The organism is Mariniflexile jejuense, from assembly GCF_042675665.1.
Classification (GTDB): Bacteria; Bacteroidota; Bacteroidia; order Flavobacteriales; family Flavobacteriaceae; genus Mariniflexile; species Mariniflexile jejuense.
Genome location: NZ_JBHTJI010000001.1, coordinates 376136 through 401083 on the forward strand (window position 1 = coordinate 376136; position 24948 = coordinate 401083).

At 30.9% G+C, this 24948-nt stretch carries 24 protein-coding genes; 7 read left to right on the plus strand and 17 right to left on the minus strand.

Annotation, left to right across the window (positions count from 1 at the left end; genetic code table 11):
- Nucleotides 1-44: 44 nt before the first annotated feature.
- The 5 genes from ACFQ1R_RS01630 to ACFQ1R_RS01650 form a co-directional block, all read right to left on the minus strand.
- Nucleotides 45-1208, minus strand: coding sequence for an OmpA family protein (locus ACFQ1R_RS01630; RefSeq protein WP_379924363.1), 1164 nt, complete (start codon nt 1206-1208; stop codon nt 45-47).
- A gap of 181 nt (nt 1209-1389) precedes the next feature.
- Nucleotides 1390-2112: a pirin family protein gene (locus ACFQ1R_RS01635; protein ID WP_379924365.1), complete on the minus strand. Its 723-nt coding sequence runs from the start codon at nt 2110-2112 to the stop codon at nt 1390-1392.
- 74 nt (nt 2113-2186) lie between these two features.
- Complete coding sequence (locus ACFQ1R_RS01640) at nt 2187-2624, minus strand: MarR family winged helix-turn-helix transcriptional regulator (RefSeq protein WP_379924367.1); 438 nt, start codon at nt 2622-2624, stop codon at nt 2187-2189.
- A 10-nt stretch (nt 2625-2634) separates the two neighbouring features.
- Complete coding sequence (locus tag ACFQ1R_RS01645; protein ID WP_379924369.1) at nt 2635-2919, minus strand: GNAT family N-acetyltransferase; 285 nt, start codon at nt 2917-2919, stop codon at nt 2635-2637.
- Between the two features lies 1 nt (nt 2920).
- Nucleotides 2921-3451: an NADPH-dependent FMN reductase gene (locus ACFQ1R_RS01650; RefSeq protein ID WP_379924371.1), complete on the minus strand. Its 531-nt coding sequence runs from the start codon at nt 3449-3451 to the stop codon at nt 2921-2923.
- Between the two features lie 149 nt (nt 3452-3600).
- Here ACFQ1R_RS01650 and ACFQ1R_RS01655 point away from each other — a divergent pair, with 149 nt between their 5' ends.
- Nucleotides 3601-5229 (plus strand): acyl-CoA carboxylase subunit beta, encoded by a 1629-nt coding sequence (locus ACFQ1R_RS01655; RefSeq protein WP_379924373.1) that lies wholly within the window; start codon nt 3601-3603, stop codon nt 5227-5229.
- Nucleotides 5230-5294: 65 nt separating this feature from the next.
- Nucleotides 5295-6161 carry a hypothetical protein gene (locus tag ACFQ1R_RS01660; protein ID WP_379924374.1) on the plus strand — a complete coding sequence of 289 codons (867 nt, stop codon included), beginning with the start codon at nt 5295-5297 and terminating at the stop codon, nt 6159-6161.
- 38 nt (nt 6162-6199) lie between these two features.
- Here ACFQ1R_RS01660 and ACFQ1R_RS01665 read toward each other — a convergent pair whose 3' ends face one another.
- From ACFQ1R_RS01665 to ACFQ1R_RS01705, 9 genes are all read right to left on the minus strand, one after another.
- On the minus strand, nt 6200-8518 hold the full coding sequence (locus ACFQ1R_RS01665) for a YfbK domain-containing protein (RefSeq protein ID WP_379924375.1): 2319 nt from the start codon (nt 8516-8518) through the stop codon (nt 6200-6202).
- Nucleotides 8519-8605: 87 nt separating this feature from the next.
- Nucleotides 8606-9700, minus strand: a complete 1095-nt coding sequence (locus tag ACFQ1R_RS01670; protein WP_379924376.1) for an AMP-binding protein — start codon at nt 9698-9700, stop codon at nt 8606-8608.
- Nucleotides 9684-10667 (minus strand): CPBP family intramembrane glutamic endopeptidase, encoded by a 984-nt coding sequence (locus tag ACFQ1R_RS01675; protein WP_379924377.1) that lies wholly within the window; start codon nt 10665-10667, stop codon nt 9684-9686. Before ACFQ1R_RS01675 ends, ACFQ1R_RS01670 begins: the two co-directional genes overlap by 17 nt.
- 3 nt (nt 10668-10670) lie before the next feature.
- On the minus strand, nt 10671-11708 hold the full coding sequence (locus ACFQ1R_RS01680) for an o-succinylbenzoate synthase (RefSeq protein WP_379924378.1): 1038 nt from the start codon (nt 11706-11708) through the stop codon (nt 10671-10673).
- Nucleotides 11709-12386, minus strand: coding sequence for a metal-dependent hydrolase (locus tag ACFQ1R_RS01685; protein WP_379924379.1), 678 nt, complete (start codon nt 12384-12386; stop codon nt 11709-11711).
- A 20-nt stretch (nt 12387-12406) separates the two neighbouring features.
- Nucleotides 12407-13897, minus strand: coding sequence for a hypothetical protein (locus ACFQ1R_RS01690; protein WP_379924380.1), 1491 nt, complete (start codon nt 13895-13897; stop codon nt 12407-12409).
- A 10-nt stretch (nt 13898-13907) separates the two neighbouring features.
- Nucleotides 13908-14810: a 1,4-dihydroxy-2-naphthoate octaprenyltransferase gene (menA, locus tag ACFQ1R_RS01695; RefSeq protein ID WP_379924381.1), complete on the minus strand. Its 903-nt coding sequence runs from the start codon at nt 14808-14810 to the stop codon at nt 13908-13910.
- Between the two features lies 1 nt (nt 14811).
- A complete protein-coding gene (locus ACFQ1R_RS01700) occupies nt 14812-15651 on the minus strand; it encodes a 1,4-dihydroxy-2-naphthoyl-CoA synthase (RefSeq protein ID WP_379924382.1) in 840 nt (279 codons plus the stop codon).
- Between the two features lie 494 nt (nt 15652-16145).
- Nucleotides 16146-16811 carry a uracil-DNA glycosylase gene (locus ACFQ1R_RS01705; RefSeq protein WP_379924383.1) on the minus strand — a complete coding sequence of 222 codons (666 nt, stop codon included), beginning with the start codon at nt 16809-16811 and terminating at the stop codon, nt 16146-16148.
- Between the two features lie 138 nt (nt 16812-16949).
- Here ACFQ1R_RS01705 and ACFQ1R_RS01710 point away from each other — a divergent pair, with 138 nt between their 5' ends.
- On the plus strand, nt 16950-18443 hold the full coding sequence (locus tag ACFQ1R_RS01710) for a YfcC family protein (protein ID WP_379924384.1): 1494 nt from the start codon (nt 16950-16952) through the stop codon (nt 18441-18443).
- Here ACFQ1R_RS01710 and ACFQ1R_RS01715 read toward each other — a convergent pair.
- Nucleotides 18434-19327: a hypothetical protein gene (locus ACFQ1R_RS01715; RefSeq protein WP_379924385.1), complete on the minus strand. Its 894-nt coding sequence runs from the start codon at nt 19325-19327 to the stop codon at nt 18434-18436. The two genes, ACFQ1R_RS01710 and ACFQ1R_RS01715, sit on opposite strands and share 10 nt — an antisense overlap.
- A 34-nt stretch (nt 19328-19361) precedes the next feature.
- Entirely contained in the window at nt 19362-20366 is a 1005-nt protein-coding gene (gene holA / locus ACFQ1R_RS01720; protein WP_379926290.1) for a DNA polymerase III subunit delta, read from the minus strand.
- 105 nt (nt 20367-20471) lie between these two features.
- Between holA and ACFQ1R_RS01725 the strand changes: the two genes are divergently transcribed.
- The 4 genes from ACFQ1R_RS01725 (at nt 20472) to ACFQ1R_RS01740 (ending at nt 23237) form a co-directional block, all read left to right on the plus strand.
- Nucleotides 20472-20915: a type I restriction enzyme HsdR N-terminal domain-containing protein gene (locus ACFQ1R_RS01725; protein ID WP_379926291.1), complete on the plus strand. Its 444-nt coding sequence runs from the start codon at nt 20472-20474 to the stop codon at nt 20913-20915.
- A 43-nt stretch (nt 20916-20958) separates the two neighbouring features.
- Nucleotides 20959-21954, plus strand: coding sequence for a glycosyltransferase family 2 protein (locus ACFQ1R_RS01730; protein ID WP_379924386.1), 996 nt, complete (start codon nt 20959-20961; stop codon nt 21952-21954).
- A gap of 98 nt (nt 21955-22052) precedes the next feature.
- The gene (locus ACFQ1R_RS01735) at nt 22053-22892 is read left to right on the plus strand and encodes an OmpA/MotB family protein (RefSeq protein WP_379924387.1); all 840 of its coding nucleotides are present in this window, start codon (nt 22053-22055) and stop codon (nt 22890-22892) included.
- Nucleotides 22893-23000: 108 nt separating this feature from the next.
- The gene (locus ACFQ1R_RS01740; RefSeq protein ID WP_379924388.1) at nt 23001-23237 is read left to right on the plus strand and encodes a putative signal transducing protein; all 237 of its coding nucleotides are present in this window, start codon (nt 23001-23003) and stop codon (nt 23235-23237) included.
- A 33-nt stretch (nt 23238-23270) separates the two neighbouring features.
- On the opposite strand, the gene ACFQ1R_RS01745 is transcribed toward ACFQ1R_RS01740, so the two are convergent.
- Nucleotides 23271-24899 (minus strand): ABC-F family ATP-binding cassette domain-containing protein, encoded by a 1629-nt coding sequence (locus ACFQ1R_RS01745; RefSeq protein ID WP_379924389.1) that lies wholly within the window; start codon nt 24897-24899, stop codon nt 23271-23273.
- Nucleotides 24900-24948 lie beyond the last annotated feature (49 nt).

The window sequence follows — 24948 nt, forward strand, 5'->3', positions numbered from 1 at the left end:
AGATTTCCCCTTTTTTTGTTTTTGAAGCGTTATTTCAAAAGAAATTAATAATTAATTATTTTAATTTCAGATCTTCTATTTTGTTTGTGTTTAACTTCTGGGCATTTTACGGTATCATCACACGCATTAACCAATTTGTTTTCACCAAAAGCACCGCCTGTAATTCTATTAGTTTCTATTCCTTTTTCAAATAAATAATCAAGTGTACTTTTCAATCTGCGTTCAGAAAGCTTTTGATTATATGTAGCTGAACCTCTAGAATCGGTATGTGATGTAATTTCTAATGTTAATTTAGGATATTCATTCAATATTAATATTAATTTATTCAATATGTCTTTTGAAGATTTTGTTAACATTGAAGCATCTAACGGAAAATAAATATTCTCTAATGCATCTATTTTATTTTGTATTTCATTCTTTAAGTCTGTTCGTTCTTTTTCAAGTTGAGCAAGTCTTAAAGCGTCCTTTTCCTTAGCTATTTTTTCAGCTAAAAATCGTTCTGCTTCAGCTTGTTTATTTGCTAGTAAAATAGAATCATTAATTCTTAAAGCTTCATTTTCTTCAGCGGTAATTAATTCTAATTTTTCTTCACCTTTTTTGGTTAATTCTTTATCAAAATCAAATCTATACACCACACCTACAACGTGTTGTAAATGGTTAGTATAATTTGTATTCATTGCCCATTTTCCTGAAGTATTTACATCTAAACCAAACTTATCAGAAAACCAGGTTCTAAAACCTAAAACAGCATTAAATGTACCACGAGGAATATCGTTAGCATGTGTAAAACCAGCACCAATACCTAAATATGGATCAAACCAACCTGTATAGCCTATAATTTTGTTTAAATCGTAACTTAATCTTGAGTCAATTGCAAAATAATCTTTGTCTTTATCTACAGGTAAGCCGTCTGCAATTTTACCTTTTTTATACTTGTTATAAGATAGAATACCTTCAATACCCAAACCATTTTTAAAATATTTTCCAACACTTACCCTAGATGGATAAGGAACAGCATTCCAAGCACTTTTAAAATCGAATAATCTATTAAATGTATCGTCTGAATCATCAACAACATTAAAACCAACACCAAACATCCATGAACTAACAATTGTAGAATCTTTTTTGGTTAGTGGTGATGTTTGCGAATGTATTGTGAAAATATTGGCAATAAGAAATACCAATAAAAATTGCTTTTTAAGTATCATTTAAATTTGGGGTTAAAAATTTGTATAAAAGTAAATTGTCTAAAAAAACAACTAAAATATATGCCATGAATTGTATAAATACTCGTTAAGACGAAAATTTTGAAGCTATTATAAATTTAACACATAAAAAAGCATCCTTTTTTTGTAAAAGAATGCTTTTGAAAAGTTTTTGATTTTGATTTTAAAATTCCATTGGAACTTCTATAAATAACAAACTTGAATTGTCTTGTGGTGTAATAGAAAAAATCGCTGTTTCTGATACTCCAATTGCATCACGTGTTTCTAAAGTTTGATTATTAATCAATACGTTACCATGTATATTCATAACATAAACGCCATGATTTTTACTTTTAAGATTATATTCAAAAGCAACATCTTTATCCAAATCAATTCTTGAAATGATAGCGTTTTGATGAATTTTTAAACTTCCTTCATGGCTTTCATCAATTGATGTAACTAGTGTTTGAAGTTTATTTTTTCTATCATTTACATCAAATTTCTTTTGGTCGTAACGTGGTGTAACATTCTGTTTGTCTGGAAAAATCCAAATTTGAAATAAACTTAAATGCTCATCATTTGAACCATTTATTTCAGAATGCTGCACACCTGTTCCTGCACTCATAATTTGTACTTCATTTGGTAATACAGTTATCCAAGTATCACCCATATTATCCTTGTGCTTAAGAACACCTTTCAACGGAATGGTAATTATTTCCATGTTATCATGTGGATGTGTTCCAAAACCCATTTTTGGCGCTACAATATCATCATTTAGCACTCGTAGTGCACCAAAATGTACTTTTTCAGGATTATGATAACTAGCAAAACTAAATGAATGGTTTGCTTGTAACCAACCGTGGTTTGCAAAACCGCGTTCAGTTGCTTTGTGTATTATAGTTTTCATGTTTTTTACGCCCGCGAAGGCGGTTATCTTTTATTAATTATTAGTTTTAATAGATTCCTGCTTCGGTAGGAATGTTATCGCATTTTATCAAGCAAATTGCTTAATTGTTCTGCTTCTTGTTCACTCAAATTTTTTAATAAATCGTTATTAAAATTATCTGGAATGGCATCTAAAAGTGCATTTCCTTCTTTGGTAATAGCTATTTTAACTACACGCCTATCATGGTCGCAAGCCAACCGTTCAATATAGTTTTTAGCACATAATTTGTCCATTAAACGCGTTGCGTTTGGCGACCGTTCTATCATTCTATCTTTAATAATTTGAACATTTATAGGCTCGCCAGCACCACGTAATATTCTAAGAATATTGTATTGTTGTGGTGAAATTCCATAGGTTTTAAAAAATTCATTTTGGAAACCTGAAATCCAGTTGGCAGTATATAAAATATTTAACAATGCCTTTATTCTATTATTTGCGAATGTTGAATTTATTTCTTTTGATAAATTTCCCATATCTGTTTATTTAAGCAATTACATCTGCATATTCGTTGTGCTTTTTCTTAAAAACAGCATTTGCAAAAGGACATAATGGAATAACTTTTAATCTATTAGCTCTCATGTATTCAACAGATGCTTCAATTAATTTATAACCAACACCTTGTCCTTTCAAGGTTTCACTAACTTCTGTATGATCTATAATTATTTTATCGGGTTTAGCGTGCGAATAGGTCATTTCTGCAACTTTTACAGCATCTATTTCAATGTAAAAAGCACCTTTAGTTCCATTGTCTATTTGCTTAACTTCCATTTTATAAGCTTTTTTGAAATTGTTGAACAGCATTTTTTAACTGCTCATCAAAATCGTCATTAGTTATTTTTCCTTCAGAAAAATTATTTCCAAAAAAAGGTAATGAAAAAACCTCAATAATGTTACCGTCATGAAATGGAAATCTGCCTTGTGCAATTTCTAAAACTGTTAATCCGCCTCTACCACCTGGCGATGTTGCCATGAGTAACATTGGTTTGTTAAAAAATAGTTTACCTTCAATTCGGGTCATCCAATCAAATAAGTTTTTAAAAACCGTAGTGTATGCGCCATTATGTTCTGCTAAAGAAATAACTAAACCATCAGACGATTTTAAATACGCCAAAAACTTATGTGCATTTTCAGGAATACCTTGCTCCTTTTCTAAATCGATACTATAAAGTGGCAATTCAAAATCGTTTAAATCTAAAATGGTTGTATTAACGTTTTCTACCAAACTTGAAGCATAAGTAACTAATTGCTTGTTGATTGATTGTTTACTGCTTGTACCTGCAAAGGCTATTATGTTTTTCATATTACTATCTTTTTTTTGTTGACACAAATGTATGACAAAATTATTTATTTTCCAAGGAAACTATTTCCATGTTATATTATTTAATAAAACATTAACAAAAACTATCTATAAAATGAAACTTTTGTATTTTAGCTTCAAACAAAATAGCAATGGATTTAAACTTCAATAAAAACGAAGATTACAATAAACTTTTAGTATCAGAACTTAATAAACGATTAGGAATAGTCCATTTAGGTGGTGGAAAAAAAAGTATTGAAAAACAACACGCTAAAGGTAAAATGACGGCACATGAACGCGTTAATTACCTTTTAGATGCCAATACAAAATCTATTGAAATTGCTGCTTTTGCAGGCGAAGATATGTATGAATCGCACGGTGGTTGTCCATCTGCAGGCGTTGTTGTAAAAATTGGTTACATTAAAGGAAAACAATGCATTGTTGTTGCTAATGATGCCACTGTTAAAGCTGGAGCTTGGTTTCCTATTACCGCAAAAAAGAATTTAAGAGCTCAAGAAATTGCTATAGAAAATCGCTTGCCAATAATCTATTTAGTAGATAGCGCTGGTGTTTATTTACCATTGCAAGATGAAATTTTTCCAGACAAAGAACATTTTGGTCGTATTTTTAGAAACAACGCTATTATGAGTAGTATGGGCATTACTCAAATTGCAGCGGTTATGGGAAGTTGTGTTGCTGGTGGTGCATATTTACCTATTATGAGTGATGAAGCATTGATTGTTGATAAAACTGGAAGTATTTTTTTAGCTGGTAGTTATTTGGTAAAAGCTGCTATTGGAGAAACTATTGATAATGAAACTTTAGGAGGCGCAACAACGCATTGTGAAATTTCTGGTGTTACCGATTACAAGGCGAAAGATGATAAAGACGCTTTAGATACTATAAAAAATATAATTGATAAGATTGGTGATTTTGATAAAGCTGGTTTTAATAGAATTGATGCTGTAAAACCAAAAGAAAATCCCGAAGATATTTATGGAATTTTACCAAAATCGAGAGCCGACCAATATGATATGTATGAAATTATCAAGCGATTGGTTGATAATTCGGAATTTGACGAATATAAAGCAGGCTACGGAAAAACCATTATTACCTGTTACGCCCGAATTGATGGTTGGGCAGTTGGTATTGTTGCAAATCAACGCAAACTGGTAAAAACCAAACAAGGCGAAATGCAATTTGGTGGTGTAATTTACAACGATAGCGCCGACAAAGCCACCCGATTTATAGCAAACTGCAACCAGAAAAAAATCCCTTTAGTGTTTTTACAAGATGTTACCGGCTTTATGGTTGGTAGTAAAAGTGAACATGGTGGCATTATTAAAGATGGTGCTAAAATGGTAAATGCCGTTAGTAATTCGGTGGTACCTAAATTCACAATTATTATTGGAAATAGTTATGGTGCAGGTAATTACGCCATGTGCGGAAAAGCCTACGACCCAAGATTAATTGTGTCATGGCCAAGTGCAGAACTGGCAGTAATGAGTGGTAATTCTGCCGCTAAAGTATTGCTTCAAATAGAAAAAGCTTCTTTAGAAAAGAAAGGAGAAAAAATCACCAAGGAAAAAGAAGATGAACTCTACAACAAAATCAAAAATCGCTACGACAACCAAGTATCGCCATATTATGCTGCTTCACGTATTTGGACGGATGCCATTATAGACCCATTGGATACGCGTAAATGGCTAAGTATGGGCATTGAAGCCGCAAACCACGCACCTATTGAAAAAGCTTTTAATTTAGGTGTTTTACAGGTTTAAGAATTAGGAATTAACAATTGCAATTTCTTAAATAAAAAATATTAAGAATTCATATAAAATTACCCATGAAAATAAACACACTATTCTGCTTAATTTTTAACTTCATTTTTTCTTTAAGTTTTTCACAAAATCTTGAGAAGAAAGTTGAACAAAGACATTTTATTTCACTGAAGTATTATAAATTAAAATACAAAGAACCACTTACAAAAGAAGATTCATTAAACTTTCAATATAGAAATAATGATACACTAGTTCTTATTAAAAACTATTTAGAACCAAAAGGTGTTAGAGTTCCATACGAATTTAAGGATTCTACTTTTCTACATTATTATAAAAAAGTAGCTTTCAATCATAAAAATAATTTATATAGTACTAAAACGTCAATGAAATATTGGAAAAAAGATATTCGAATTTTCTTTTCTAAAAGCATTAAAAAAAGTACAAAAAAAGATTTTATTCCATTTGTAAAAAATATATCTGATCAAGTTGATTCTTTAAATATATTCATAGTAAAAAAAGCTAAAGACGCAAACTATTTTATTTATAATGATGGGGATTATGAATATGAAGAAAATCTTAAAAACAATAAAAACACAAATTATTATATTTATTGGAAACAAAACAAAATATATAAAGGTGCTATTAAATTATATCCTGATGACATATCATTGGAGGATAAGATGAAAGATTACTTCATCCAATCATTAGGATTTTTTAAATTAAGTAATGAATTTGATTGTAATAGTTATTTTTCTAACTGTGCTTCAGAGAAAAAAACATTAACTAATTTAGATTTGGAAATAATTAAATATCATTACTCTTATGGTATTTGTAAAGGAACTAATCTAGAAACTTTTGAAAATCAACACAAAAAAGCTAAAGAGCTTTTAAAAGAAACAGGACATAAATTAAATTTTTTACATGTAGATTGATAAAAAAAAGCGACACAAATTGGTCGCTTTTTTTTAAATTACAAACTTTGATACGAAGAAACTAACCTCATAAACTCTGAGCGATAACCATCTCTATCTTCACCTCTACCCGATTTTGCTAATGCAATAACATCATCAATTTTTGAATTGTTATGGTATTTTGATTGTCGTAATTGCATTCCAAACAACGCTACCGATGTTGCAAATTTTAAATCTTCTGAAGCTTCTGAAACCAAATCTTTTTGAATATGTACCATTTCAATACTTTTATCACCATCGGGCTTTTTGTATCTAAATTTCACTGTAAACAATTCATCTGAATAATCTTTAACAGCTTCAGGTTTCGTGTATTTTAAATCGGCTACATCTTTTAAATACTTACTATCAACACCAACAGGAATTATTTCATAAAGCGCCGTTACGGTATGTCCGCTTCCTAATTCGCCCGCATCTTTAGTATCATCTACAAAATCTTCATCAGCAAGCATTCTGTTTTCATAACCAATTAATCTATAAGCTTGTACTTTATTTGGGTTGAATTCAATTTGAATTTTTACATCTTTAGCTATGGTGAACAATGTGCCGCCAAATTCTTTTCCAAATACTTTTTGGGCTTCTTGCATATTATCGATGTATGCATGGTTTCCGTTACCTTTATCAGCTAAAATTTCAAGTTTTGAATCTTTATAATTTCCGTATCCAAAACCTAAAACCGATAAAAACACACCAGATTTTCGCTTTTCTTCAATAAGATTTTCCATGGCTTTATCGGATGAAGCACCAACATTAAAATCGCCATCGGTTGCCAAAATAACGCGGTTATTACCATTCTTTTTAAAATTTTCTTCAGCCAAACTATAAGCTAATTTAATACCTGCGCCACCAGCTGTTGAACCTCCAGAATTTAAATTATCTAAAGCTGCAATTATTTTTTCTTTATGCTTCCCTGATGTTGGTTCAAGCACAACGCCTGCCGCACCAGCGTATACAACAATGGATACTTTATCTTGTTCGCGTAACTGATTTACTAACAATTTAAAAGCCGATTTTAACAATGGTAATTTATTTTGCGAACTCATAGAACCCGAAACATCTATCAAAAACGTTAGGTTTGATGCTGGCAACTCGTCGTTTAAATACGCTTTACCTTGCAACCCTATTTTAACAATTTTTGTACCTGCATTCCATGGTGTTTTCGCAACTTCTGTGTTTATAGAAAATGGGTGTTCGCCTGTTGGTTGCGGATAATTATAATCGAAATAATTTATCATTTCTTCAATTTTAACAGCATCAGGTTCAATAGCTAACCCACTGTTAATCATTCGTCTAATATTACTATAAGAAGCTTTGTCAACATCAATTGAAAAGGTAGAAAGTGGTGCTAAAGATGTTCTCTCAAAATTATTCTCTTCAATTACAGCATAACTTTCTTGATTTTCTAACCTGAAATTTCCTTGATGCGTTGTAATAACCACGCAACCATTACTTGCAATTTTGCCAAACTTATCTTTAGCTTCCGCTTTATCGTACTGTATTTTAGTGTCAATATCCTGTTTTGGTAAGTTTTCAATAATATAATTTTGCTCTTTTTTAATTGGAACACCATCAACAATATATAACGGTTCGATTAAAACGGTTTCTTTATTTTTTGTTGAAATAATAATAACACCATTACTACCTCTGCTACCGTAAATTGCCGTAGCATTACTATCTTTTAGAACTGTGATATCGTTTACTTGTTTTGGGTTTATTGATTCTACGGTGTTATATGGCATTATTTTTCCATCAACAACTACTAATGGTGTATTATTATTTGAAATAGTTGCTGTACCACGAATAACAATATGTGAATTTGACCCAGGCGTTTTAGTGCTATTTACCTGAACGCCTGCAACTTTACCTTGCAAAGCGGTAACCGTATTGTACTGAATTTGATTTGCTAATGCATTATGATATGCCTCTTTTTTATTTTTATTTAATTGGGAAACAGAAACTTGTGCAACCGAACCAGTTACCGAACGTCGTTTTTCAGTACCATAACCAACTATTACAACTTCATCTAAAGTTGCTTTATCGGCTTCTAGAGCTACAGAAATAGTGGTTAATGTTCCTACAACACGCTCTTCCTTTATATAACCCAAATAAGTAAAGACCAAAACATCTGTATTTTTAGCTTTAATTTGGTACAACCCATCAAAATTGGTTGTTGTTCCTGTTGAAGTACCTTTTATTATAATTGTAACTGCTGGAAGTGGTGTTCCAGATTCATCGGTTACTTTACCGGAAATTAATCGCTCTTGTGCTTGTATTTGCATTGAAACTGCCAACACAAAAATAAATTTTAGTAAAATTTTCATAATAGCTTATTTTAAAGTTTAGCATAAAACTAAAGCCTAATACCCTATTTTAAAATCGCCAATGAGTGAAGTGCCCTTTTGAATGAGTTAAATATTATTTGTTAACTCCAATGTTTTTTTACGCTGAATTTTTCCTGAAGCTGTTTCAACAAATTTATTTAGTGTATAAATTCGTTTTGGTTTTTCGTGTTTTTTTAATACCGTAAAAGCTGAGGCATCAATAACATCTATCATTCCTTCTACAACAAGAATAAGTTGTTCTCCTAATGTTTCGTGTGGTTTTGAGCCCACAAAAAATCGTGCTTGAATTTTGTTTTGTAGTTTAGCTTCAATTTGTTCTGGAAACAATTTCAATCCACCAGAGTTTATTACATTATCAAACCTACCTAACCATTCAAATTCGGCTTCAGAATGGATTTTTACAATATCGTTTGTTATAATTTTTTCTTCTGAAAGTTGTGGTGCATCAATTACCAAACAATCTCTTTCATCTGTTGAAATAGAAACGTTTGGAAGTAGTTTAAAATAAGATTCAACAAGTTGCTGCTTTGTTAGCTTGGGTAATACTAGTGAATGATTAAGGTTTTTTAGTGCTATATGTGTAACCGTTTCGGTCATACCATAGGTTTCATAAACATGATTATCAACACTTTGTGTTTTTGCTTTTAATATATTTGATACTGGCGCGCCACCAACTATAATGGTTTTAATATGCCCGCAATGTTGTATGGTGTTTTCAAGCTGTAGCGGTATCATGGCACAAAAATCATAGTTTTTCTTAACATCAAAATCGGGTTTGGTGTTTGGTTCTACTAAATCCAATTCCAAACCTAAAACCATGGCTCTTACTAACATCATTTTACCTGCAATAAACTGCGTTGGAAGGCAATGTAAAACTGTATCGCTTGGTTTTAAACCAAAAAAATCACCAGTAGCCAAGGCAGAATTTACCATAGCTTGTTTGCGTATTTTTATGCTTTTTGGTGTTCCTGTTGAGCCTGATGTTTTTGCTTCAACAAAATCGTTATCATCTAACCATTGATACAAAAATTTACCAATTTCTTGTAGATAAGCATCGCCTTCTTTTATAAAATTGTAAGCAACTTGCAATAAAGTTTCATTAGAATAATGAACCCCATTTAACTTAAATTTTTTGTGAATTATTTTATAATTCGTTTTCATTAGAATTAGCATTATCTAGCACAAAAGCATCTTCTTTTTCTGGTTCTACTATATTGCCAAATAGTTTTTCTTTCCAATCGGTCCATTTATAAATTTTTGATAAAATAAATAGCAAAACAGGAAACACCACAAATACAGGAACAAATATTTCACCTAGTGCCATTTCTGATGGATCGGACATGTCTTTTAATATAGAATGTGTTTGAAACGCTGTCCAATCGGCAGTTACTAAAAGCGCGGTAAATAAATTGTTTGCAGCATGAAAACCTAATGAAAGCTCCATACCTTCATCCATAAGCGTCATGATACCTAAAAATAACCCTGTACCTATGTAATAAATCATAATCACATAACCTAACTTATCAACTTCTGGGTTTGCGATATGAAGTAAACCGAATACCAACGACGTTGTAATTAACGGCATCCATTTATTTTTAAAAACAACTCCTAAACCTTGCATTAAATACCCTCGAAACAAATATTCTTCAAAACTGGTTTGTAATGGCACGAAAATAATAGCAATAACACACAGAATTAAAAATGGTATTAGCTTAAAATTGTACACATAATCTGCTGGCGACATAACATAATCTACCAAAACAAAACCACTTGAAACAATACCCCACACAAAAAAGATAAACCAAAATCGTTTCCAATCTATTTTTTTTCTTGATGTAGTTAAACTAGTTATCGATTGTTTGTGCAAATATTTTACAACCACAAGCAAACCTACCAAGCCAATTGCAAATGATAATAACATTAAAAACAGGTTTAAATTAGGCTCTAACAAGGTCATCATTTTGGTTTCATCCATACCAAAAATGTTATCACCATTTTTATAGGCTTGATAAAATACTGCTGCAGTAAATGGTAATTGCCCAATTATAACTGCAATTACAATTATTACAGTTCCTACTAAATATCGCCACCATTCGTGTAATGCATTAAATGCTTGAGCTATATACATGTTTTATAAATTAAAATTCCAATTTAAATTATTATTGTACTGCAAAGTACCGTTTTTTACTTGTAATGGGCAATCAAAATTATTGGTAAATAAACCACCTGTACCCAAACCTTGTGGCAATTTACTGTGTTTTGTATAGGTATACTGTGCAATGGCATTTAAACCTACGTTACTTTCTAAAGCGCTAGTAATCCACCAACCAATTTGGTTTTGTTCTGCTATTGCTATCCATTCGTTACTTCCTTTAAAGCCGCCAACCAAACTAGGTTTTAAAATAATGTATTGTGGTTTTACGGTTTGTAGTAACTCTTGCTTTTCTTTTACAGAAAACACACCAATTAATTCTTCATCTAAAGCTATTGACAATGGAGTTTCTGCACAAAGTTTAGCCATTTCTTTAACTTGACCTTGCTTTATAGGTTGTTCTATGGAATGAATATCTAAATCTGATAAAATTTTTAGTTTCTCTAAAGCTTCGGAAGCTGAAAAAGCACCGTTTGCATCAACTCGAAGTTCGATGTCATTTGAAGTAAATTGGTTTCTAATAGATTTTAGCAATTTAATTTCCGTTTGAAAATCTATCGCTCCAATTTTCATTTTTATGCAATTGAAACCTGCTTCAATTTTATCTTGAATTTGCTGTTTCATAAATGTTTCCGAGCCCATCCAAATTAAACCATTTATAGCGATTACATCTTCACTTTGTGTGAATTTTGAAGGAAATAATTCAAAAGAATTGTTGCTTTCTAAAGATTTGAAAGCCATTTCTAACCCAAATTGAATGCTTGGAAATGCTGTTAATTCATGCAACAAAAAATTAAAATCTAAATGAATGTTGTTACAAAGCCATTGTAGTTTTTCTTCGTAATCTGGTGTATCATCAATTGATAAACCTCTAAAAATACCGCACTCACCAATGCCTTGTTTTCCTTCAGAATTTAAGATAAGAAAATAGGTTTCTTTGGTTTTTAAAACACCACGCGATGTGCCACTTGCTTGCTTAAAATTTAAAATATGTTTTTTGTAGAAGGCTTTTATCATTTACAATACTATGCTTTCACCAATTTCTAACAACATCAAGTCTTTTCCTTTATCAAAAAACTTACGCTTTGCTTCATCGTGGTCAATTTCAATATAGCCAAAGGTATCAAAATGATAGCCTAATACTTTATCACATTTTACAAAATCGCTAGCAATAATGGCATCATCAATTCCCATAGTAAAATTATCGCCAATTGGTAGAATGGCTAAATCTAAATCAGTTTTCATAGGAATGAGCTTCATATCAAACGTTAAAGCTGTATCACCTGCAATATAAATGTTTTTATGCTCGCCTTCAATTACAAAACCACCTGGTTGCCCACCATAAGCTCCGTTAGGAAAAGACGACGAATGTACTGCTACTACATATTTAACGGTGCCAAATTCAAAATCCCAATGACCACCATGATTCATTGGATGTGCTTCAAACCCTTTGCTTTGATAATAAGAAGCAATTTCTGCATTTGATACAATAACGGCATTGGTGCGTTTTGCAATAGCTTCAACGTCTGCAATATGGTCTTGATGTGCGTGTGTAAGTAGAATATAATCGGCTTCTAAAACGTTTATATCTATATGCGACGCTTTTGGGTTTGGTGAAATAAATGGGTCTACAAGAATATTTACATCATTTACTTGTATGCCCAAACTAGCGTGACCGTAAAATGTAATTTTCATTCGTTTATATTTTTAAATAATTACTCCAATATTAAAAATTGCTTTTTTCCTGAACCATCACTAATTGTAATAAATCGTTCGTCATTAAATATACCATAAAACGGCAAATAAAATGTGTTATTTTTATTGTCTTGAATTTTACTGTATGTTGTTTCGCCTTTTGAATTAAAAACAATATCGTATAAAGATGAAGATTCAAACAACCCTTTTGAAACTTTTACCCTACCATCTTCTTTTTCAACTAAATTTTTACCTGAATTTAAAATAACATGCAATTCACCATTTTTTACAAAAGCATTGTACGATGGTGCTGTAGCTCGTTTAAAAATGCTTCTACCCCATTCCAAATCGCCTTGGGCATTTAATTTTAAAACCATAACATCATCATAATGGTAAACGGTTTGCCAATAACCACCATTCATTCCCATAGAAACATATACCGTTGTTACATAAAATTCTTCTGCTAATAAATATGTGTTTCCTTCTTTATCTTCAATTAAATAATCGACATAAAAGCTTGATAGTTCTTGGTCCTTTTTTCTATCGGCTACAGTTTCGCTATACAAATCTTTATACACATTTTCTGGTAATTTGAATGCTTTACTTTGCGTGATTTGCATACTTTCTGTATCAACATTAAAAACCAATGTGCCTTTTATTGCACTTACATTTTTTTCAGAATAAAAACCTAATAAGCGTATTTGCCCATTACTATTAGAAATAATTAATGAACTAATATGCTCGTTAGTATTGAAATTTACTGGTGTTGTTTTCGAACTGGTTTCGGTAAGTTTATTAAGTACAAAATCATAATTAGCTTTACCATCTTTTTTTTGCGATCTACCTTCTAAAAATAGTTTTCCTAAGGCAAATACATTGGCAGAATTATCTATAAAAAGGTCGTTAGGTTGGTAAAATTTTTCAACATTTTCTTGATAGGCTTTTTGGTACACTAAACTTAAATCACTCGATTTATAAACACGAACGGTATAGGAATTAGCGTTTTTCTTGATGTCATCTGTTGAAATAACAAAATAATCACCATTTGGCGACATTGCAAAACCTGTTTGACGTTTATTACTACCCGAAAACAAACTTTGGTTTTTTTCTACTTCTGCTTTAAAAAGCTCGGTTTTTTTGTGCGAACCGTCGTTTATATTAAATTCATGGCAATATACTATGCGATCTTTTTTTGTGAGTTCGAAAACTGTAAATATCTTCATTACATTATCAAAAGATAGGTAACCACAGTAATTTTCATCTCTATCAGTTTCAATAGTAACATTTTTAATTCTTCCTAACGATTCATTAAAAATATCAAATAACAAATGCTTTTTGCTGTTTCTAACAATGCCAATTAAACCAGATTCTGAAGTATGCATAGAAATTACTTCATTTGATTTTACATCATCATAAAACTCTGGACTTTCTAATATTTTTAACTTGGTTTGTTCTTGTGAAAAGCACACAAACATTGAAAAAAATACGATAGGTAATAAAAAACACTTCATAAGTTTATATTTATAATAAATGCCCAATTCCCATAAGAACTGCAAGCGCAAACGTTGTTAAAGCTACTTTTTTTAATTCTGGGTCAAGCAATTTAGAATCTGTGTTATTAATTACTTTTTTTATATGAAGAATTAAAGGAATAAACACAACAAAATAAATTAAATTTAATATTGATGTATAATATAAAACCCCAAACAATACTGAAAGAAAAATTGCTGAAACCACAAGAAATATATGATATCTTTTTGCGTTTTTAATGCCTAATTTAACTGCCAATGTTATTTTATTGGATTTTGCATCCGATTCAATATCTCGCATATTATTAAGGTTTAAAACCGCTGCACTTAACAATCCAATAATACATGCTGGCAAAAAAACCACATGATGTACTGTTTTGGCATATAACACATAACAACCTACTACGCTTATTACTCCAAAAAATACAAATACATAAACATCGCCCAAGCCTTTATAACCATAGGCATTACTACCTACTGTATAACGAATTGCCGATACAACAGCGGCAATACCCAATGCAAAAAATATGAGGGTTAAAAAGAAATGCTTTACACCAAATGCTGAAAAAATTAAGAAAAATGCTAATCCAATTGATATTAACACGTTTATTTTAATAGCTTGAAACATTTCATCTGGTGCTATTTTTCCAGATTGTATAGCACGTTCAGGACCAATACGTTCGTTGTTATCGGTGCCTTTAATACCATCTCCATAATCATTTGCAAGGTTGGATAGTATTTGAAAACTTACGGTTGTAAGAATTGCTAAAATGCATATTCGCCATTCAAAACAACCATTATAATCTGCAAAACAAGATGCTATTATAATACCAGAAATTGAAAGTGGTAGCGTTCTTAAACGCATTGAAGAAATCCAAAGAGCTATATTCTTCATACTAAGGAATCCATTTTTTTTGAAAATTAGGCTTACGTTTTTCTAAAAACGCATTTCTACCTTCTATGGCTTCTTCTGTCATGTATGCAAGTCTTGTAGCTTCACCTGCAAAAACTTGTTGCCCTACCATACCATCATCGGTTAAATTCATAGCAAACTTTAACATTTTTATAGATATTGGCGATTTTGCTAGTATTTCTTGCGCCCATTCATAAGCTGTTGCTTCTAGGTGTTCATGTGGAATTACGGCGTTTACCATACCCATTTCAAAAGCTTCTTGTGCAGAGTAATTTCTTCCTAAGAAAAATATTTCACGTGCTTTTTTCTGACCAACCATTTTTGCTAAATATGCAGAACCGTAACCGCCATCAAAACTGGTAACATCGGCATCGGTTTGTTTAAAAATAGCGTGTTCCTTGCTAGCTAAAGTTAAATCGCAAACTACATGTAAACTATGTCCGCCACCAACTGCCCAACCTGGTACTACTGCAATAACTGCTTTTGGCATAAAACGGATTAAGCGTTGTACTTCTAATATGTTTAATCTGTGATAACCATCATCACCAACATAACCTTGTTTACCTCTGGCTTTTTGGTCGCCGCCAGAACAAAAACTCCAAATGCCATCTTTAGTTGAAGGACCTTCGGCTGAAAGTAATACAACACCTATATTTACATCTTCATTAGCATCATAAAAGGCATCATAAAGTTCGCTTGTAGTTTTAGGTCTAAACGCATTTCTTACATCTGGTCTATTAAAAGCTATACGTGCAACTCCATTACATTTTTTATAAGTAATGTCTTCATACTTTTTAACAGTTTCCCATTTAATTTCCTCCATATTCTGAATTTTGTTCAAAAATAAATTTTATTTCAATAATAAACTTCTTAAAATGTGAAAAAATAACCACAATATTTTGTTTTGTTTGAAATTCTTATGTTAAGTTAATTATTAAGAATAACCTGCAGATCTAATTCTTTTTAGTAAACCTAAGCTTATAATTAAATTATAAAAAAACCACTACAAAAAAAATCAAATTTATAATATTTGATAGGCTTTATTAAAATATTCAAAATAAGTGATGTTACGTATAGCGTTGTAGTCTTTTATTTATTATTTTTGTTTAAAATATAATTATATCTTCAAAAATACGTATTTCATCGTTTTTAATATGTATATTGTCGATATTAAAACCCCAATGCCTATGTTAGTTAATATTACTATTTTAATTGCTTCGTTAGTGGCTATAAATTTTTTATTACTTAAATTTAGTGTGAACAAATCTGTAAAATCTTCTAATTTTAATAAAAAACCTGTTGTACTTAACCCTGAGATTACCACAGAATTTGAGGCAGAAAGGCTTGCTCCAACAGGAAGTTAGTTTTACTAAAATGCCTATTACCAAACCAATAACCTCTATTGGCGCTTAATGGCGATGGATGTCCTGAAGACAAAATATGATGCTTTTTAGGATTTATTAATTTTGATTTTTGTTTGGCATAACCACCCCAAAGTAAAAACACTACTTGATTTTTATTATTGCTTATTGTTTTTATTACTTCATCAGTAAATAATTCCCAACCTTTTTTTTGATGACTTCCAGCCTGATGCGCTCTAACCGTTAATGTTGCATTTAGCAATAAAACACCTTGATTTGCCCAACGCAATAAATTGCCACTTTCAGGATATGGAATGCCTAAATCGATCTCAATTTCTTTAAAAATATTAATGAGCGATGGCGGGTGTTTAATACCATCATTCACAGAAAAACACAATCCATTTGCTTGGTTATCATCATGATATGGATCTTGCCCGATAATAACCACTTTAACATCATTAAAATGACACTGATTAAAAGCGTTAAAAATTTGATTACCCGGAGGGAAACACTTAGTGGTTTTATATTCTGTTTTTACAAAATTTACTAAATCTTTAAAATATGGTTTTTCAAATTCGGGCTCTAAATAAGGTTTCCAGCTTTTGTGTATATCAACATTCATGTAGTTTTTTTTTGTTTTTAATGGTTATGTAATTAATATACACAATCATTATTTTAGGTATTTTGTTTTAGTTATGGCTGTTTCAGTATTATAAATCTAAAATAATACTATCTTTAGTTTTAATAAAATATTTTAGTATTGAAAAAACTTAAATTCCCAACAGCGCAAACTATATTACTAATTATTGCTGGACTTGTAGCTATTTTAACTTGGATAGTTCCTTCTGGAAAATTTGATTCATTAGCTTATAATAAAGCTGAAAATACATTTACAAAATATAGTTTAAATACTACCGAAACTCTTGAAGCTACACAAAACACCTTAGATAGGTTACAAATAAAAATTCCTTTAGAGAAATTTACTAACGGTGATATTTGGAAACCTATTAGCATACCTAATACATATAAACTGGTTGAAGCTAAACCGCAAGGTATTGTGGCCTTTATACAATCGCCTATTAAAGGTATCATTGAAGCTGCTGATATTATTTTTTTAATACTATTTATTGGTGGTTTAATTGGTGTAATGAATTATACTGGTGCTTTTGATGCTGGTATAGCTTGGTTAGCAGAAACCCTAAAAGGTAAAGAGTTTATTTTAATACTATTAGTTACAGGATTAGTTGCTATTGGAGGCACAACATTTGGGTTAGCTGAAGAAACGATTGCCTTTTACCCTATTCTTATACCTATATTTTTAGCTGCCAAGTATGATGCAATGGTAGCTTTGGCTTGCGTTTACATTGGTTCTTCTATAGGTACAATGTGTTCTACAACAAACCCGTTTAGTGCTATTATAGCCTCGGATGCTGCAGGAATTAACTGGACAACGGGTTTAACAGGACGTTTTATAATGCTGTTTTTTGGAACCCTTATTTGTATTATTTATATTATTCGTTATGCTCAAAAAGTAAAAAACGATCCATCAAAGTCGCTTATTTTTAGTCAGAAAGAAGCTATTGAACAACTATTTGGGAATACTATAATTGATAATATTAAATTAACAACACGCTTACGCATCATACTTTTCATATTTGCAATGTGTTTTGTTGTTATGATTTATGGTGTTTCACAACTAGAATGGTGGTTTTTAGAAATGACCGTTGTTTTTTTAGTTGGTGCCATTTTAATAGGTTTTATTGCAAAAATCAATGAATATACATTTGTTGATACGTTTATAAAAGGCGCAAGTGACTTACTTGGTGTTGCCGTTATTGTTGGTATTGCTAGAGGTATAACGGTTTTAATGAACGACGGACAAATAAGTGATACTATGTTATACTATGCTAGCAACATTACTAATGGTATGCACAAAGGAGTATTTATAAATGTCATGCTATATATTTATGGTGGTTTATCATTTTTTATATCATCGTCTTCTGGAATGGCGGTTTTAACAATGCCTATTATGTCGCCTTTAGCCGATGGTGTTGGTATTGGCAGAGAATTAATAGTAAATGCCTATCAATACGGTATGGGTTTATTTGCTTTTATAAATCCTACGGGTTTAATTTTAGCATCATTAGCTATTGTAAAAGTAGGCTATAACAAATGGTTGAAATTTGTAATGCCCCTAGTAATAATCTTAACAATTTTTACAATGGTGGTATTAACAATTTCTGTTTATTTATAAGAAGTATTTATTTTATAAGCAATCACCTTGTTTCCAAAAAATGTTGGTACTAAAAGAATGTTTTTATTAGGAATAATGCCAATATCAGCTGCATTAAGATTTTGGTCTTTTGTGTCTAATACTTTTACAGCTTTTGTGTTTGATGTGTTGGAACCAACAAAATAAACTTCACCTTTCCACGAAGAAACCAAATAACCATCTTTTACAGGTACAATACCATCACCACCAACAATGCCGTTAGCTATTACAGTTCGTTCTTGTGTTTTTTTATCTATGGCAATAAAATCTCCTACACTAAACGATACTACTAGAATTCTATCGTTTTCTACTAAAATACCATTAGGGTTTACACCTTTTAAATCTAACCAAAGTGAAATGTCATCATTTACAAGTTTATATATTTTATCATCACGAGAATCGGTAAAATACACATCACCATTTGTATCAATATCCAAATCATTCAAAAAAACTGAATTTTCAACAGTATATTTTTTTTCTATAACACCTGTTTCTAAATCAATTTTTGCAACGTTATCAATATCAGTTACGTAAAGTTTATTCTTAAAATAGCTTACACCTTTTGGCGCATCAATACCTGTTACCCAATTTTGGTTTATAATTTTTCCTTCAAGATTAATGATTGACATACTGCCATCGCCATCTTTTTCACTTGGTGGAACGCCGCCAATATTAGATACATATATGATGTTTTTTTCTGAATCATACCTTACAGCTTCACATGTTTTAAGTAATGTATCTGTTTCCCAAAGTTTAGTTAGGGTTATTTCAACTTGTTTTGGGGTTTCAATTTGTGTTTTTGTGTTTTGCTTACAAGACACTAAAAAAGCGATAGTAACAAATAGGATATATTTTGAATATTTCATGGTAACTAATTATTAATCTACAATTTAAATACTACTAAGATAGTATTTTTACAAGTAATTCTTTTAATAAATCGCCTTGCGGAACAGCATTTGAACCTACTCCTTTACTTTTTACATCAAACTCACGAAGTGTAGAAACTACTTCACTCACTTTTTTCATTGGATAATTTCTTGCTGCCAACACATACTCATTAACAAAATACGGATTTATTTTTAATGCTGTAGCTACATTTCTAGGTGATTTATCTGCTAGTCCATGAAAATGAAGTAATTGCGAAAAGAAATTAAACAACAACGACACTGTAACAACCATTGGGTTATCTTTAGGATTTTCTGAAAAATAGTTGACAATTCTATACGCTTTAAGCATATTTTTTTCGCCAATGGCTTGTCGTAATTCAAAATTATTAAAGTCTTTACTTATCCCAATATTTTCTTCAATATGTTCTGGCGAAATTTGTGTGCCTTTTGGTAAAATTATTTGAAGTTTATCCAACTCATTACTAATTTTACTTAAATCGGTACCTAAAAACTCTACCAACATTTGAGCTGCTTTTGGTGCTATTGTATAATTTTTTGCAGATAAAATACGCCTAATCCAATCGGCAACTTGGTTTTCATACAGTTTTTTACTTTCGTAAACAATACCTGTTTTTTGAAGCGTTTTGTATAGCGCTTTACGCTTATCAATAGTTTTATACTTATAGTTAATTACCAAAATAGTGGTTGGCTGCGGTTGTTTGGCATAATCTACCAACTTTTCTATGGTGCGCGATAAATCTTGGGCTTCTTTAACAATAATAACCTGATATTCAGCCATCATTGGGTAGCGTTTGGCATTACTAACTACGTCTTCAATGGCTACATCACGCCCATAAAGTACCATTTGGTTAAAACCACGTTCGGCTTCTGCTAAAACATTTTCTTCAATAAAATCGGAAATTTTATCAACGTAATATGGTTCTTCACCCATTAAAAAATAAATAGGTTTTAAGTTGCCATTTTTTATATCTGTAACTAATTGTTTTACTTCGTCCAACGTATTAAATTCCAATTTTATAAATTCCAAAATTCAACAATTACGCCTTTTGAATTTGGTATTTGATTAATGAACAGTAACTTTGAAAAAACAAATACAATCATATTGCAAGCGCTTAACTTTCCAAAATTTTCGTTTCGATTCAAAAATAGCGAAAATAAAATTTCTATTTTCGATTGTATTCGCAAAAAATTTGTGATTTTACAACCCGAAGAATGGGTTAGGCAGCATTGTGTTTTATATTTAATTGAAATTAAAAAGTACCCAATTTCATTAATAAATGTTGAAAAAGAACTGGTTGTTAATGGTTTAAAAAAACGTTATGATATTGTTGTTTTTAACCCAAACGGTAGTATTTTTTTGATTATTGAATGTAAAGCACCCGAAATAACTATAAATCAAAATACTTTCGACCAAATAGCGCAATATAATAGAACGTTACAAGCTAATTATTTGATGGTAACAAACGGATTAAATCATTATTATTGCCAAATGGATTTTGAAAATGAACGCTATATTTTTTTAAAAGACATACCTAGTTACAATTGACTATTGTAATTAAAAATGAAAAACAACAATTAATAATCATGCTTTGGCTGAATTAAAAATAGCATTAGTAATATTAAATTGGAATGGAAAAACACTTTTAGAACAGTTTTTACCTTCTGTTGTAGCGCATTCAAAAGAAGCCGATGTTTATGTTGCTGATAATGCCTCAACTGATGCTTCAATTGAATTCGTAAAAAGTACATTTCCCTCTGTCAAAATAATTCAGAATACAGTAAATGATGGTTATGCAAAAGGCTATAATGATGCTTTAAAACATATTGAAGCTGATGTTTTTTGCTTATTAAATAATGATGTAGAAGTTACTAAAAATTGGTTGATTCCAATAATAGATAACTTTAAAAACAACCCAAATACAGCTATTATTCAACCCAAATTGTTGGATTATAAAAACCGTGATTATTTTGAATATGCAGGTGCTGCAGGCGGTTTTATAGATAAATATGGTTACCCATATTGTAGAGGAAGAATTTTCAATACCATTGAAAAAGACAACGGGCAGTACAACGATATTGCCGATATATTTTGGGCATCTGGTGCCTGTTTTTTTGTAAAAAGTTCTGTTTTTCGCGATTTAAATGGGTTTGATGAAACTTTTTTTGCGCACATGGAAGAAATTGATTTGTGTTGGCGTGCAAAAAACTTAGGTTATTCTGTTACTTATATTGGAGAATCTACAGTTTATCATGTTGGTGGTGCAACCCTTAGTAATACCAATCCTAAAAAAACCTTTCTTAATTTTAGAAATAGCTTATTTACGCTTACTAAAAATGCTAAAGGCAATCTATTTTCAATCGTTTTTATACGCTTACTTTTAGATGGCATTGCTGGTATAAAGTTTTTATTCGAACTAAAACCAAAACATACTTTTGCTGTTTTAAAAGCCCATTTTGAATTTTACGTGCAATTAAATAATCTTTTAAAACAACGGCAATTAACTAATTATAAAGCAACATATTACCAAAAAATATCAATAGTTTTTAATTATTTTATTAAAAAAGATATAAAATTCAAAAGTTGATAAGTTCTTAGTAAAAGTTTTGTTAAAATTTAACAAATAATCCTTTTTTACATACTTTTGCAATAGGAAAATAAGAAACATTAATCCATCAAATAATTATGAGAAGAGTTTTATTACTTAGCGTATCAGCACTAGTATTATTTAGTTCATGCGTATCTAAAAAACAATTTACAGATCTTGAAGCAAAACAAAAAGAAACACAAGATTTACTTAATTCTGCAACTGTAAAATTAAATACATGTTTAGAAGATAGAGCTTCTGCAACTGCTAGAGCTGCTGCATTAGAAGAACAAGTTGCCGATTTAAGAAAAAGCAATGACAATTTACAAGTTTTATCTGCAAAAGGAGCTAGCAACATCGAAAAAACGTTAGAAAGTATCAAAGAAAAAGATATGAAAATTACACGTTTACAAGATGCTTTAACTAAAAAAGACAGTCTTACACTTGCGGTTGTAACAAGTTTAAAACGTGAAGTAGGTATTAACGATCCAGACATTGAAATTAATGTTGAAAAAGGTGTTGTTTTTATATCTATTGCTGATAAATTATTATTCCAAAGCGGAAGCTACAACGTAACTTCAAAAGCGAAAGAAGTATTAGCAAAAGTTGCTAAAGTTGTAAATAGCAAACCAGATTTTGAATGTATGGTTGAAGGACATACTGATAACGTACCTTACAATGGTGGTGGTGTATTAATTGACAACTGGGATTTAAGTGTTAAACGTTCTACATCTATCATTAGAGTGTTACAAACATTAGGTGTTAACCCTGCACAATTAATTGCTGCTGGACGTGCTGATTATGTGCCTTTAGTTGAAAACAATTCATCTGAAAACAGAGCTAAAAACAGACGCACTAGAATTGTAGTTTTACCTAAAATTGATCAATTCTACGATATGGTTGAAAAAGAAATGAAAAATCTTTCTGCAAAGAAATAAAATTTGATTCTTTTAAAATATAATTAAAGCTCAACGTAACGGTTGAGCTTTTTTTTTGAGGTTTTATTTTGTATATTTAAAATGCTATAACTTATTAAAACTGATATTATGACAGACTCTAATTATATAAAAATATTCACAGGAAATTTTATTATTGTGCAACGCATTAATGATGCTTTAATAAATGTAGGCATTAATCCCGTTGTTAAAGATGAAAGTGAATCTGGAAGGTTAGCCGGTTTTGGAGCTTCTATTCAAGGCGAACAAGAAGTATATATTCATAAAGATGAGTTTGAAAAAGCAACTGGTATTTTAGAAAACATAAAAAAAGAGCTACAATCGTAACTCTTTTTTTTATTATATAAATTGAAACAGTTTTTAAACCGTAACCGAGTACATTTTATTTCTTAATTCCTTAATTTTTGAATCTTGCATGTATTCATCAAATGTTGTGTATCTATCAATAATACCATTTGGTGTTAACTCTACCACCCTATTTGCTACGGTTTGAGCAAACTCGTGATCATGCGTTGTAAATAGCATGGTGCCTTTAAAATTTGTAAGCGAGTTGTTAAACGCCGTAATACTTTCTAAATCTAAGTGATTTGTTGGTTCATCAAGCATTAACACATTAGCTCTTACCATCATCATTCTACTTAACATACAACGTACTTTTTCACCTCCAGATAGTACATTTGATTTTTTTAATGCTTCTTCACCACTAAAAATCATTTTTCCTAAAAAGCCTCTAATATGTACTTCTTCACGTTCTTCTTCGGTAGTTGCCCATTGGCGCAACCAATCTACTAAGGTTAAATCGTTATTAAAAAACTCACTATTATCTAAAGGTAAATACGATTGTGTAGTTGTTACACCCCAATCAAATTTTCCTGCATCTGGTTTTTGTTTATCATTCAAAATTTGATAAAATGCAGTTGTTGCTCTAGAATCTTTTGAAAATACCACTACTTTATCGCCTTTAGCTAAGTTTAAATCGATGTCTCTAAATAGTACATCGCCTTCTTCACTTGAAGCTGCAAGGTTTTGAATATTTAAAATTTGGTCGCCAGCTTCTCTATCGCGCTCAAAAATAATGGCTGGATAGCGGCGACTTGTTGGTCTAATATCTGCAATATTAAGTTTATCAATCATCTTTTTTCTACTGGTTGCTTGCTTGCTTTTTGCTACGTTAGCAGAAAAACGACGAATAAATTCTTCTAATTCCTTTTTCTTTTCTTCTGCTTTTTTGTTTTGTTGTGAACGCTGGCGTGCTGCTAGTTGAGACGATTCATACCAAAACGTGTAATTTCCAGAATAATGATTAATTTTTCCAAAATCAATGTCAGAAATATGTGTGCAAACGGCATCTAAAAAGTGACGGTCATGCGATACAACAATTACACAGTTTTCATAATTAGCTAAAAAGTTTTCTAACCACGAAATAGTTTCATAATCTAAATCGTTTGTAGGCTCATCCATAATTAACACATCTGGATTTCCAAATAATGCTTGTGCTAAAAGCACACGTACTTTTTGCTTTCCATCTAAATCGCCCATCAAGGTATAATGAAATTCCTCTTTAATACCTAAGTTTGATAACATTGCTGCGGCATCACTATCGGCGTTCCACCCATTCATTTCTTCAAAAAGTACTTGAAGTTCTCCTATTCTATCGGCATTTTCATCTGAATAATCAGCATACAATGCATCCATCTCTGTTTTAATTTTATACAATGGTTTGTTACCCATTAGTATAGTTTCTAAAACTGTATGAGCATCGTATAAATTATGGTCTTGCTCTAAAACAGACATACGTTTGCCAGTTTCTAAATGCACATGACCAGAAGTTGGATCTTGTTTACCCGAAATAATTTTTAAAAAAGTAGATTTACCAGCTCCATTTGCACCAATAATGCCATAGCAATTTCCTGTATTAAAAGTGGTATTTACTTCGTCAAAAAGAATACGTTTGCCAAATTGAACTGATAGATTTGATACTGATAACATAAAACTGAAATATAATTTTTTGCAAAAGTAAAGAATTCAAACGGTAAGA

What these genes read in the sequence shown, in the direction of transcription:
- ACFQ1R_RS01630 (WP_379924363.1), bottom strand. Translation starts at nt 1,208, where the DNA reads ATGATACTTAAAAAGCAATTTTTATTGGTATTTCTTATTGCCAATATT.
- ACFQ1R_RS01635 (WP_379924365.1), bottom strand. Translation starts at nt 2,112, where the DNA reads ATGAAAACTATAATACACAAAGCAACTGAACGCGGTTTTGCAAACCAC.
- ACFQ1R_RS01640 (WP_379924367.1), bottom strand. Translation starts at nt 2,624, where the DNA reads ATGGGAAATTTATCAAAAGAAATAAATTCAACATTCGCAAATAATAGA.
- ACFQ1R_RS01645 (WP_379924369.1), bottom strand. Translation starts at nt 2,919, where the DNA reads ATGGAAGTTAAGCAAATAGACAATGGAACTAAAGGTGCTTTTTACATT.
- ACFQ1R_RS01650 (WP_379924371.1), bottom strand. Translation starts at nt 3,451, where the DNA reads ATGAAAAACATAATAGCCTTTGCAGGTACAAGCAGTAAACAATCAATC.
- ACFQ1R_RS01655 (WP_379924373.1), top strand. Translation starts at nt 3,601, where the DNA reads ATGGATTTAAACTTCAATAAAAACGAAGATTACAATAAACTTTTAGTA.
- ACFQ1R_RS01660 (WP_379924374.1), top strand. Translation starts at nt 5,295, where the DNA reads ATGAAAATAAACACACTATTCTGCTTAATTTTTAACTTCATTTTTTCT.
- ACFQ1R_RS01665 (WP_379924375.1), bottom strand. Translation starts at nt 8,518, where the DNA reads ATGAAAATTTTACTAAAATTTATTTTTGTGTTGGCAGTTTCAATGCAA.
- ACFQ1R_RS01670 (WP_379924376.1), bottom strand. Translation starts at nt 9,700, where the DNA reads ATGAAAACGAATTATAAAATAATTCACAAAAAATTTAAGTTAAATGGG.
- ACFQ1R_RS01675 (WP_379924377.1), bottom strand. Translation starts at nt 10,667, where the DNA reads ATGTATATAGCTCAAGCATTTAATGCATTACACGAATGGTGGCGATAT.
- ACFQ1R_RS01680 (WP_379924378.1), bottom strand. Translation starts at nt 11,708, where the DNA reads ATGATAAAAGCCTTCTACAAAAAACATATTTTAAATTTTAAGCAAGCA.
- ACFQ1R_RS01685 (WP_379924379.1), bottom strand. Translation starts at nt 12,386, where the DNA reads ATGAAAATTACATTTTACGGTCACGCTAGTTTGGGCATACAAGTAAAT.
- ACFQ1R_RS01690 (WP_379924380.1), bottom strand. Translation starts at nt 13,897, where the DNA reads ATGAAGTGTTTTTTATTACCTATCGTATTTTTTTCAATGTTTGTGTGC.
- menA (WP_379924381.1), bottom strand. Translation starts at nt 14,810, where the DNA reads ATGAAGAATATAGCTCTTTGGATTTCTTCAATGCGTTTAAGAACGCTA.
- ACFQ1R_RS01700 (WP_379924382.1), bottom strand. Translation starts at nt 15,651, where the DNA reads ATGGAGGAAATTAAATGGGAAACTGTTAAAAAGTATGAAGACATTACT.
- ACFQ1R_RS01705 (WP_379924383.1), bottom strand. Translation starts at nt 16,811, where the DNA reads ATGAATGTTGATATACACAAAAGCTGGAAACCTTATTTAGAGCCCGAA.
- ACFQ1R_RS01715 (WP_379924385.1), bottom strand. Translation starts at nt 19,327, where the DNA reads ATGAAATATTCAAAATATATCCTATTTGTTACTATCGCTTTTTTAGTG.
- ACFQ1R_RS01735 (WP_379924387.1), top strand. Translation starts at nt 22,053, where the DNA reads ATGAGAAGAGTTTTATTACTTAGCGTATCAGCACTAGTATTATTTAGT.
- ACFQ1R_RS01740 (WP_379924388.1), top strand. Translation starts at nt 23,001, where the DNA reads ATGACAGACTCTAATTATATAAAAATATTCACAGGAAATTTTATTATT.
- ACFQ1R_RS01745 (WP_379924389.1), bottom strand. Translation starts at nt 24,899, where the DNA reads ATGTTATCAGTATCAAATCTATCAGTTCAATTTGGCAAACGTATTCTT.